General features: G+C 66.6%; 7 protein-coding genes and 1 pseudogene. 4 read left to right on the top strand and 4 right to left on the bottom strand.

Annotation, left to right across the window (positions count from 1 at the left end; translation table 11 throughout):
• From BGO62_RS13755 to BGO62_RS13740, 4 genes and pseudogenes are all read left to right on the top strand, one after another.
• Positions 1 to 1,898 (top strand): annotated as a pseudogene (locus tag BGO62_RS13755) (hypothetical protein); the annotation flags it as partial.
• 63 nt (positions 1,899 to 1,961) lie between these two features.
• Positions 1,962 to 3,179, top strand: coding sequence for an ATP-binding protein (locus BGO62_RS13750; RefSeq protein ID WP_296643506.1), 1,218 nt, complete (start codon positions 1,962 to 1,964; stop codon positions 3,177 to 3,179).
• A complete protein-coding gene (locus BGO62_RS13745) occupies positions 3,176 to 3,841 on the top strand; it encodes a response regulator transcription factor (RefSeq protein ID WP_296643504.1) in 666 nt (221 codons plus the stop codon). Before BGO62_RS13750 ends, BGO62_RS13745 begins: the two co-directional genes overlap by 4 nt.
• Before the next feature lie 54 nt (positions 3,842 to 3,895).
• A complete protein-coding gene (locus BGO62_RS13740) occupies positions 3,896 to 4,237 on the top strand; it encodes a zinc ribbon domain-containing protein YjdM (protein ID WP_296643503.1) in 342 nt (113 codons plus the stop codon).
• 181 nt (positions 4,238 to 4,418) lie between these two features.
• On the opposite strand, the gene BGO62_RS13735 is transcribed toward BGO62_RS13740, so the two are convergent.
• From BGO62_RS13735 to cysG, 4 genes are all read right to left on the bottom strand, one after another.
• Positions 4,419 to 5,435 (bottom strand): dihydroorotate dehydrogenase-like protein, encoded by a 1,017-nt coding sequence (locus tag BGO62_RS13735; protein WP_296643501.1) that lies wholly within the window; start codon positions 5,433 to 5,435, stop codon positions 4,419 to 4,421.
• 1 nt (position 5,436) lies between these two features.
• On the bottom strand, positions 5,437 to 9,015 hold the full coding sequence (gene nifJ, locus BGO62_RS13730; protein ID WP_296643499.1) for a pyruvate:ferredoxin (flavodoxin) oxidoreductase: 3,579 nt from the start codon (positions 9,013 to 9,015) through the stop codon (positions 5,437 to 5,439).
• 150 nt (positions 9,016 to 9,165) lie between these two features.
• Positions 9,166 to 9,402 (bottom strand): DUF2798 domain-containing protein, encoded by a 237-nt coding sequence (locus BGO62_RS13725; protein ID WP_296643498.1) that lies wholly within the window; start codon positions 9,400 to 9,402, stop codon positions 9,166 to 9,168.
• A gap of 44 nt (positions 9,403 to 9,446) precedes the next feature.
• Positions 9,447 to 10,335 (bottom strand): siroheme synthase CysG (gene cysG, locus BGO62_RS13720; RefSeq protein ID WP_296643496.1); only part of this gene is annotated, 889 nt, incomplete at its 5' end.

Raw genomic sequence — 10,335 nt, 5'->3', positions numbered from 1 at the left:
GGCTGATCGGGTTTCGCCTGCTGAAACCGGAAGATCCGCTGGGCCAGGTGATCTACAGCTTCACCCTGTATGAAAAAGCGCCGTCCGGCAACGTGCTGCGCATCCAGGCCGACAATCTCAACCAGCCGTTCGATATCAACAGCCAGGCGCGCCTCGATCTCGGCTCCACCGCCAAGCTGCGCACTCTGGTCACCTACCTGGAAATCATCGCGCGGCTGCACGCCGACTACCGTGCGCTCGATGCAAAAGTGCTCGTGCAGAAAGCTCAGCCGCAGCGCGACGTACTGGCCCAATGGGTGGCTACGCGCCTGCTGACGAACCGCAGCGAGACGCTCGCCGCCACCCTCGACGCGGCGATGGGCCGCCCCTATTCGGCGTCCCCGGAAACCTTTTTCACCGGCGGCGGCCTGCACAACTTCGCCAACTTCGATGCCAGAGACAATGGCCGCGTGATGGATGTATGGGAGGCCACCAAGAACTCGGTCAACCTCGTCTACATCCGCATCATGCGCGATATCGTGCGGCATTACGCCAGCGCCTCGCCAGGAGCGGCGGCGCGTATCCTGGACGACGCCAGCAACCCGATGCGCGCAACCTACCTGATGCGTTTCGTCGACAAGGAAGGCCGCGTCTTCATCCACCGCTTCTACCAGCGCCACCAGGGCCGGACGGCGGCGCAGATGGCGGAGGATCTGTACGCCCGCGTGCGTGCCAACCCGCGCCGCTTCACCTCGGTGTTCCGTTATCTGGAGCCGAATGCGAGCTTCGATGCGTACGTCGCCGCGCTGCACCAACAGGTTCCCGCCAGCGCCAGCCTCAGCCGGAAGACGCTCGAATCGCTCTACAAGACCCACGCCCCCGACGCCTACAACCTGGCCGACCGCGGCTACGTGACGCAGATTCATCCGCTGGAACTGTGGGTGGTGCAAACCCTGCGTGCGGCGCCGAAGACCGACCTCAAGGCGCTCGATGAACAGGGCGCCGAGGCCCGCCGCGAGGTCTACAACTGGCTGTTCAAGACCAGCCGCAAGAACGCGCAGGACATCCGCATCCAGAGCCTGCTCGAAGTCGAGGCTTTCGACGGCCTGCTGCACGACTGGAAGCGGCTGGGCTATCCGTTCGACAACATCACGCCGTCGTACGCCACCGCCATCGGCAGCTCGGGCGACCGCCCCGCCGCGCTGGCCGAACTGATGAGCATTCTGCTCAACGACGGCATGCGCGCGCCGATGCTGAGCCTCACCGGCCTGCATTTTGCGGCCAACACGCCTTACGACACCCGCCTGTCGCTCAAGCCGGCGCGGGGCGAACGGCTGATGCCGGCGGAGGTGGCGCACACCGTGCGGCGCGCGCTGGCGCGCGTGGTGGAGGGCGGCACCGCCGCGCGGCTGGCCGGCGCGCTCAAGGATGCGGCCGGCCAGCCGCTCGCCATCGGCGGCAAGACCGGCACCGGCGATCACCGCTTCGAGCGCTACGGCAAGGGCGGGCAACTGCTCGAATCGCGCGTGGTCAACCGTACCGCCACCTTCGCCTTCTATCTGGGCGACCGCTATTTCGGCACCCTCACCGCGCTGGTGCCGGGCGAGCAGGCCGGCCAGTTCGGCTTCACCAGCTCGCTCACCACGCAGATCCTGAAAACCCTGCTGCCCGCCTTGCAGCCGCACCTGTACCCGCAGCCGCCGGCACCGCCCAAGCCGGCGGCGCCGGCGGCACCCGTCGCCGAGCCGGCGCCCGTCGTCCCGCGCGTGCCGCTGAAGGACAAGCCCGACGGCGCCACCAGCCAGGCCGACCCGCCCGCCAAGGAACCCTCGACCGAGGGCGGTTTTCCGGAAGACCTCGAGCCCAGCGTGGTGGTGCCGGTGCCGCTCGCCCCCGCGGCAACGACCGGCGCGCCGTGACGCCGGGCTTGGGATCGCGCACAAATCGGAATATGCTAAAAAGCTGCTTCTTCTGACTTGGCCATGAAAGACATTCATCCCCTGATCCAGCACCACGCCTCCACCGACCCGGACAACGTCAGCATCCCGGCTCTGCGGGTGCTGTCGGAAATCACCACCAGCCTGTCCAGCGACGCCAACGTCGAACAGCTGCTGGGGCGCTTTCTCTCGACCATGATCCGCCTGGCCGGCGCGCAGGCGGGTGCGGTGCGCGTCATCACCGACGACCGCACGCATCTGCGCCTGATCGGCTCGGTCGGACTGCCGCCCGAACTGGTCGAACACGAGAGCATTGTCAGCGTCGATTGCGGCGTGTGCGGCAAAGCCGCGCGCGAGGTGACGGTGAGCAGCTGGAACAACGTCGCCTTCTGCAAGCGCCAGGCCAACGACACCTATTTCAGCGACACCTGCAACACCGTGGTGGCGGTGCCGCTGATGCACAAGAACCAGGTGATGGGCGTCTACAACCTGTTTCTGGACGAGGGCCACAGCGTCCCCGAGGACGTGCGACTACTGTTCCGCTCGATCAGCGAACACCTCGGCATCGCGCTGGAAAACGCGCGGCTGACCCGCGAGAACATGCGCATCTCGCTGATGAACGAGCGCCAGATGCTGGCCAACCAGATCCACGATTCGCTGGCGCAGACGCTGGCCTACGCCAAGATGCGGCTCACCGTGCTGTCCGACGCGATGCGCCGCGAGGACTACCCCAAGGCCAACCGCTACCTCGGCGACGTCGAGGAGGCGGTCGATCTCGCCTACGCCGACCTGCGCGATCTCATCACCCAGTACCGCGACCGCATCAACCCGCGCGGGCTGGTGCCGGCGATCCAGGAGCTCGCCAAGAGCTTCCGCAAAAAGGCCAATGCCGACGTCGATTTCCTCAACCTGGTGCAGGACGTCTCGCTCACGCCCGACGAGGAAATCCAGGTCTTCCACATCATCCAGGAGTCGCTCTACAACATCGCCAAGCACGCGCGCGCGCGCCACGTCGTCATCACCTTCGACCTGGAAAACGGCCAGTACATCGTCAACGTCGCCGACGACGGCGTCGGCGTGCAGAAGAAAAACGACGAGTCCTCCACCCTCGGCAAGAGCTTCGGGCTGACCATCATGCGCGAGCGCGCCGCCAAGCTGAACGGCAAGCTCACCGTGGAATCCCGCCCTGCCGGCGGCACCGTGATCCGTCTGGTCTTTCCCCAACGCGCCGCGTCCCACCAACACAGCGAGCATCCCGCATGAGCCTCACCCGCATCATTCTCGTCGACGACCACACCCTGTTCCGCAAGGGTCTGGCCGAACTGCTCGAACAGAGCGGCAGCATCGAGGTCACCGCCTTTACCGGCAACCCCGACGACGTCGCCATGCTGTTGAAAGCGCACCGCCCCGACGTGCTCATCGTCGATCTCAACATGCCCGGCACCGACGGCATCACCCTGATGCAGCAACTGCGTGGCGACGGCTTCGCCCTGCCCATCCTCATCCTCACCCTCTCCGAAGCCGAAGACGATCTCGCGCGCGCCCTGCGCGCCGGCGCCAACGGCTATCTGCTGAAAAGCATGGAACCCGACGAAGTGGTCGACGCCATCCTGCGCGCCCAGCGCGGCGAGACCGTCGTTGCTCCGGCGATGACCGCCAAGCTCGTCAAGCTGTATGACCAGAAAGGCCAGGACGCCGGCTCCCTGCTCGACGCGCTGACCCCGCGCGAACGCGAAATCCTCACCCACCTGGCGCGCGGCGAGTCCAACAAGGCCATCGCCCGCACTCTCGACATCAGCCACGACACCGTCAAGCTGCATGTGCGGCATATTCTCGCCAAGCTCAACCTGTCGTCGCGGGTGGAGGCGGCGGTGTTCGCGGTGGAGCACCGGGTGGCGCCGGGGGGGCGCGGCGAGGGGCGATAAGGCAAACTGGCCGCCGGGAAAATGGGCCAGCCATCAAACGAAACAGGAAACGACATGAGCAACTTGCCTCCCTGCCCGGAATGCGGCTCGGAATTCACCTACGAGGACGGCGACCGATATGTCTGCCCGGAATGCGCGCATGAATGGCCGCAAGCAGCTGCGGCGGAGAACCCCGAGCAGGTGCGGGTGGTGCGCGATTCCAATGGCACCGAACTGCGCGACGGCGACACCGTCAGCGTGATCAAGGACCTGAAGGTGAAGGGCTCATCGCTGGTGGTGAAGGTCGGGACCAAGGTGAAGAACATCCGCTTGGCCGAAGGCGATCACGACATCGACTGCAAGATCGACGGCATCGGCGCGATGGGCCTGAAGTCGGAGTTCGTGAAGAAGGTCTAGCCGCCCGGCTTTGCCGCCCTAGTGTCGTGACTCAGAAATAGGGAAACGTAATGAAACGGATGGATTTTTCCGCAGGGCAAGGCGCGAGGAGGCGACATAGCCGGCTCTATGGCAACGACGAGCAACGCCGCCATGCGGAAAAAGACGCCGTTTCATGTTGCACTATTTCTGAGTCACGACACTAGGACCACACCCCCGGCCGCGGCGAGAAGCTGTCCAGCACCCGCAGGTAGCTGGCACGCGCCATGGCGGACGGATCGGACAGGTTCTTCTGGCTCATGCTGCCCTTCAGCTGGGCGACCGAGGCGTATTCGCGCTCGGCCATCCAGCCTTGCATGGCGTCCAGGATTTGCGTCAAGCGGCCTGGCCCATGCTGCAGCAGGCAGGACGCCAGATGCACCACGTCGGCGCCGACCAGCAGCAGCTTCATGGCTTCCTCATGGCTGTGGACGCCGCCGGTGGCCGCCAGGGTCAGCGAGGTGCGGCCGTGCAGAATGGATAGCCAGCGGATGCGCAGCAAGGCCTCTTCGGGGTGCGACAGATGCAGCCGGTCCACCACGTAGAGCTTGTCCAGGTCGATGTCCGGCTGATAGAAACGATTGAACAGGGCGACGCCGTTCGCGCCCGCGAGCTCGAGCTGTTTCACGAAATGCGGCAGCGAGGAAAAGAACGGCGACAGCTTCATGGCGATGGGCACGCTCACCGCCCGGCGCAGCTCGGTGAGCAGGCTGAGATAACGCGCCTCCACCGCCTCGCCGGGTTCCGTCATCTCCGCCGCGACGTGGTAGACGTTGAGTTCCAGCGCATCGGCGCCGGCCTGCTGCAGTTCACGGCCCAGTTCCACCCAGCCGGACGGGGAGATGCCGTTGAGGCTCGCCACCACGGGAATTCCCAGGCGGCATTTGAGCTGATGCAGATGCGCCAGGTAGTGATCGAGGCTGCTGCGGAACTCGCCATGATCGGGCAGAAAGCCGTCCTCCGCTTCGCAGCTCCCGAGGCCGGCATGCAGCAGGAAGCGATCCATCATCGCGTCTTCCGCCTGCAGCTCCTCCTCGAACAGCGAATACATCACCAATGCGGCGGCGCCGGCATCCTCCAGCCGCAGCGCCGTGTCGAGGTTGCGCGACAGCGGCGATGCCGAGGGCACCAGCGGGTTCTTGAGCTTGAGGCCGAGATAGTCGGTGGAAAGATCGATCATGTCAGGTTTCCGGTTTGGATTGATCGGCAGGTTTCTGCGCCAGATCCCGATAGGCCTTGAAGCGCCGCTCGGCATCCTGCTGCGCTTGTTCCAGGAAACGCTGCGCCGCCTCGGGATGGCTACGCGCAAGCATGGCGAAGCGGGTCTCCGATTCCATGAAGGCCTTGATCGGCTGGGTCGGCGCGGCGGAATCGAGCTTGAAGGGGTTGCCGCCCGCCGCCTCCAGCCGCGGGTCGAAGCGGAACAGCGGCCAGTGCCCGCTCTTCACCGCCATTTCCTGCTGGCGCTGGTTGTAGAGCATGTCGTAGCCGTGCGCGATGCAGGGGCTGTAGGCGACGATCAGCGAGGGGCCGGGATAGGACTCGGCCTCGTGGAACACGCGCAGGGTCTGCACGTCCTTGGCGCCGTAGGCGACGGTGGCGACGTAGGCATGGCCATAGTTGCTCGCCAGCCTGGCCAGGTCCTTCTTCACGGTGGCCTTGCCGCCGGCGGCGAACTTGGCGACCGCGCCGAGCGGGGTGGCCTTGGAGGTCTGGCCGCCGGTGTTGGAATAGACCTCGGTGTCGAGCACCAGGATGTTGACGTCGTAGGGCAGCGCCAGCACATGGTCGAGGCCGCCGTAGCCGATGTCGTAGGCCCAGCCGTCGCCGCCGATGATCCATACCGAGCGGCGGATCAGCCATTCGGCGACGCTGGCAAGTTCCTGCGCGCGCGGGTGGCCTGAGGTCGCCAGTTTCTGCAGCAGCACGGCGACGCGGCCGCGCTGTTCGACCAGGCCGGCCTCCTCGCGCTGGTCGGCATCGACCAGCGCGGCGGCGAGATCGCCGCCGATTTCGCCGGCCAGTTCCCGCACCAGCTGCTGCGCGTAGCCCATCAGCTGGTCGGCGGCCAGCCGCATGCCGAGGCCGAATTCGGCGTTGTCCTCGAACAGCGAATTGCTCCACGCCGGCCCGCGTCCGGCGCCGTTCACGGTGTAGGGCGTCGACGGCAGGTTGCCGCCGTAGATCGAGGAGCAGCCGGTGGCGTTGGCGATCAGCATGCGGTCGCCGAACAGCTGGGTGGCGAGCCGGATGTAGGGCGTCTCGCCGCAGCCGGCGCAGGCGCCGGAAAACTCGAACAGCGGGTCGAGCAGCATGGCGCTGGGGATCGTGCCGTGCTTGATTGCGCTGCGGTCGAACTCGGGCAGCCTGAGGAAGTAGGCGAGGTTGTCGCGCTCCTGATCGCGCAGCGGCGCGATCGGCGCCATGTTCACCGCGCGCCGGCTGACGTTGGACTTGTCGTGGATCGGGCAGGCCTCGACGCAGTCGCCGCAGCCGGTGCAGTCCTCCGCCGCGACCTGGTAGCTGACGCGGGTGCCGGCGGGGAAATCCTTGCTTTTCGCCGCAACGTGCTTGAAGGTCGGAGGCGCGTCCGCAACGGACGCTGCGCTGAAGGCGCGCGCGCGGATGGCGGTATGCGGGCAGACGAACACGCACTTGCCGCACTGGGTGCACAGGTCCGCGTCCCACACCGGGATTTCCAGCGCGATGTTGCGCTTTTCGTATTGCGCGGTGCCGAGCGGATAGGTGCCGTCCGCGGGCAGCAGCGACACCGGCAAGGCGTCGCCCTTGCCCTGGTAGAGCGGCAGGGTGAGGTCGCGCACGAAATCGGGAATGCCGCCTGCCGCCGCGGCAGCGGGTTCAGGCTGCTTGCCGCCGGACGCCGCTGGCGGAATGGCGACCTGATGCAACTCCGCCAGCGTCATGTCGATGGCGCGGTAATTCAGTTCCACCAGGCGCCGGCTCTTCTTGCCGTAGGTCTTGTCGACCGCCTGCTTGATCGCGGCGATCGCGGCGTCCTTCGGCAGGACGCCGGCAATGGCGAAGAAGCAGGTCTGCATAATGGTGTTGATGCGCCGCCCCATGCCCGCCGCGGCGGCGACGGCGTAGGCATCGATCACCCACAGCTGCAGGCGCTTGTCGCGTATCTGCGCGCGCAGTCTTTGAGGGAGCGTGTCCCACACCTGGGCGGGCGGCGCCGGCGTATTGAGCAGGAACACTCCGTCCGGCGCGGCATGTTCGAGCAGGTCGTAGCGTTCGACGAACACCGGCTGGTGGCAGGCGACGAAGCCGGCCATGCCCGCTTCCACCAGATAAGTGGACCGGATGGCCGCCGGGCCGAAGCGCAGGTGCGACACCGTGACCGCACCGGACTTCTTGGAGTCGTAGACGAAATAGCCCTGTGCCTGCAGGCCGGTGGCCTCGCCCACGATCTTGATCGAGTTCTTGTTGGCCGACACCGTGCCGTCGGCGCCCAGCCCCCAGAACACCGCATGTTGCAGTTGGCGGGCGGCATCGGTGCGGAAAGCCGCGTCCCACGGCAGCGACAGGTGGGTGAGATCGTCGTGAATGCCGACGGTGAACTGGCGCCTGGGCGCAGTGTTGGACAGCTCGTCGAACACCGCCTTGACCATGCCGGGGGTGAATTCCTTGCTGGCGAGGCCGTAGCGGCCGCCGCTGACCCGCGGCATGGGGCGCACGCCATCGGCCGCCGCCTGCGCCAGCGCGGTCACCACGTCCTTGTACAGCGGTTCGCCGTCGGCGCCCGGTTCCTTGCAGCGGTCGAGCACGGCGACGGCTTTTGCGCTGGGCGGCAGCGCGGCCAGCAGCGCCGTGGCCGAAAATGGCCGGTACAGCCGCACCTTCAGCACCCCCACCCTTTCGCCGCGCGCAAGCAGGTGCTCGACCGTCTCGTGCACGGTCTCGGCGCCGGAGCCCATGAGCACGATGACGCGTTCGGCATCGGCCGCACCGACGTAGTCAAACAGCCGGTAATGCCGCCCGGTGAGTTCGCCGAAACGCTCCATCGCGTCCTGCACGGTCTGAGGAAAGGCGTCGTAAAACGGATTGGCGCGCTCGCGCGACTGGAAGAAGACATCCGGATTCTGCGAGGTGCCGCGCAGCACCGGATGCTCCGGCGACAGCGCGCGCGCCCGGTGCGCCGCAACCTGGGCGTCGTCGATCATGGCATGCAGCGTTGCCGGCTCCAGCGCGACAATTTTCGCCACCTCGTGCGAGGTGCGGAAGCCGTCGAAGAAATGGATCAGCGGAATGCGCCCGGCGAGCGTGGCCGCCTGCGCGATCAGCGCAAAATCCTGCGCCTCCTGCGGCGAGTTGGCGGCGAGCATGGCGCAACCGGTGGCGCGGCAGGCCATGACATCGGAATGGTCGCCGAAGATCGACAGCGCATGCGTCGCCACCGCGCGTGCCGCCACGTGCAGCACGCAGGGCGTCAGCTCGCCGGCGAGCTTGTAGAGATTGGGGATGAACAACAGCAGCCCCTGGCTGGCGGTGAAGCTGGTGGCCAGGGCGCCGGAGGTGAGCGCGCCGTGCAGCGCGCCAGCCGCACCGCCCTCCGACTGCATCTCGATGACGCTCGGTACCGCGCCCCACAGGTTGGGCCTGCGCTGCGACGCCCACTCGTCCGCCCACTCGCCCATGTTGGAGGAGGGCGTGATGGGGTAGATGGCGATCACCTCGTTGCCAAGGTAAGCCACTCGGGCAACGGCTTCGTTGCCATCGATGGTAAGCGTGCTGGTCATGGCTACTCTTTAACGGACAAGGATGTCTTTTAGTTTAGCCGTGAGTTGCGCATGCAACCAATCCTCCTGCCAGCGCTTCGAGCTGCCGCGTCGGGCCGAAGCCGGCCCCGCAAGGGCCGATGCGCGCACGCCGCCGCGCTCCGGGGCGGATCAGGCTTTGGCGCGGACGCAGCGCGCCACGAGTCTGCGCACCAGCGGCGCCACCACCATCACGGCAGGAAACGCCACCAGCCACGAATTCAGCCAGGCCGACAACCACTTATCGGTAAATTCCGCGTACAGGCTGACCGCATTCCAGGTCGCCACGCCCGACACCAGCAGGGACATCAGGCCGGACAGCAGCAGTGCAAAGAGGGGCAATTCAAAACGTGCGGGGAGTCTGCTCATGATTCGGGGTCGGATACGGGCAGGCCAGCGGCCTGCCGCGTTTGTCAGGGTAGATGATCCGGTGCTTCGAGCGGAGTGCGGCTGGCCTGCTCGCCATGCTGTTCGGGCTGGTACCAGCCGAGCTTTTCGCGCAGCTTGACGACGTTGCCGACGATGATGAGGGTGGGCGCCTTGAGCCCGGCCTGCTCGGCCAGCGCGGGCAGCGTGGCGAGGTCGCCGGTGATGACGCGCTGGGTCGGCAGGGTGCCGTGCTGAATGATGGCCGCCGGCATATCGGCGGTGAGGCCGTGCTTGATCAGCGCCTCGCACAGCAATGGCAGCCCTTTCAGCCCCATGTAGATGACGATGGTCTGATCCTTGCGCGCGATGCCTTCCCAGTTCATGTTGAAGGTGTTTTCCTTCAGGTGCCCGGTGACGAAGGCGACCGACTGCGCATAGTCGCGGTGGGTGAGCGGAATGCCCGCGTAGGACGCCACGCCGGCGGCGGCGGTGATGCCGGGCACCACCTGGAACGGCACGCCGTGCTCGACCAGGGTTTCGATCTCCTCGCCGCCGCGGCCGAAGATGAAGGGGTCGCCGCCCTTCAGACGCAGGACGCGCTTGCCCTCCTTGGCCAGGCGCACCAGCATCATGTTGATTTCTTCCTGCGGCACCGCGTGGTCGTCGCGCTCCTTGCCGACGTAGACGCGGTCGGCGTCGCGCCGGCACATGTCGAGAATCGGCTGCGAGACGAGGCGGTCGTAGACGATGACGTCGGCCTGCTGCATCAGGCGCAGGGCGCGGAAGGTCAGCAGGTCGGGATTGCCAGGGCCGGCACCGACCAGATAGACCTCGCCGCGGCTGATGGCGTGGGAGGCCGAGTCCCTGATCATGGCGTCGAGCTGCTGCTCGGCCTCGACGTCGCGCCCGGAAAACACCATTTCGGCGACCGGC

It is taken from the genome of Thiobacillus sp. 65-1402, from assembly GCF_001897685.1.
In the GTDB taxonomy this organism is placed as follows: Bacteria; Pseudomonadota; Gammaproteobacteria; order Burkholderiales; family Thiobacillaceae; genus Thiobacillus.
The sequence above is the reverse complement of the archived record's forward strand: the minus strand, read 5'-3'. Positions and strand labels throughout refer to the sequence as shown.

Bases quoted from the DNA above. Each gene is read 5' to 3' on its own strand.
- BGO62_RS13745 (WP_296643504.1), top strand. From the start codon at position 3,176: ATGAGCCTCACCCGCATCATTCTCGTCGACGACCACACCCTGTTCCGC.
- nifJ (WP_296643499.1), bottom strand. From the start codon at position 9,015: ATGACCAGCACGCTTACCATCGATGGCAACGAAGCCGTTGCCCGAGTG.
- BGO62_RS13750 (WP_296643506.1), top strand. From the start codon at position 1,962: ATGAAAGACATTCATCCCCTGATCCAGCACCACGCCTCCACCGACCCG.
- BGO62_RS13725 (WP_296643498.1), bottom strand. From the start codon at position 9,402: ATGAGCAGACTCCCCGCACGTTTTGAATTGCCCCTCTTTGCACTGCTG.
- BGO62_RS13740 (WP_296643503.1), top strand. From the start codon at position 3,896: ATGAGCAACTTGCCTCCCTGCCCGGAATGCGGCTCGGAATTCACCTAC.
- BGO62_RS13735 (WP_296643501.1), bottom strand. From the start codon at position 5,435: ATGATCGATCTTTCCACCGACTATCTCGGCCTCAAGCTCAAGAACCCG.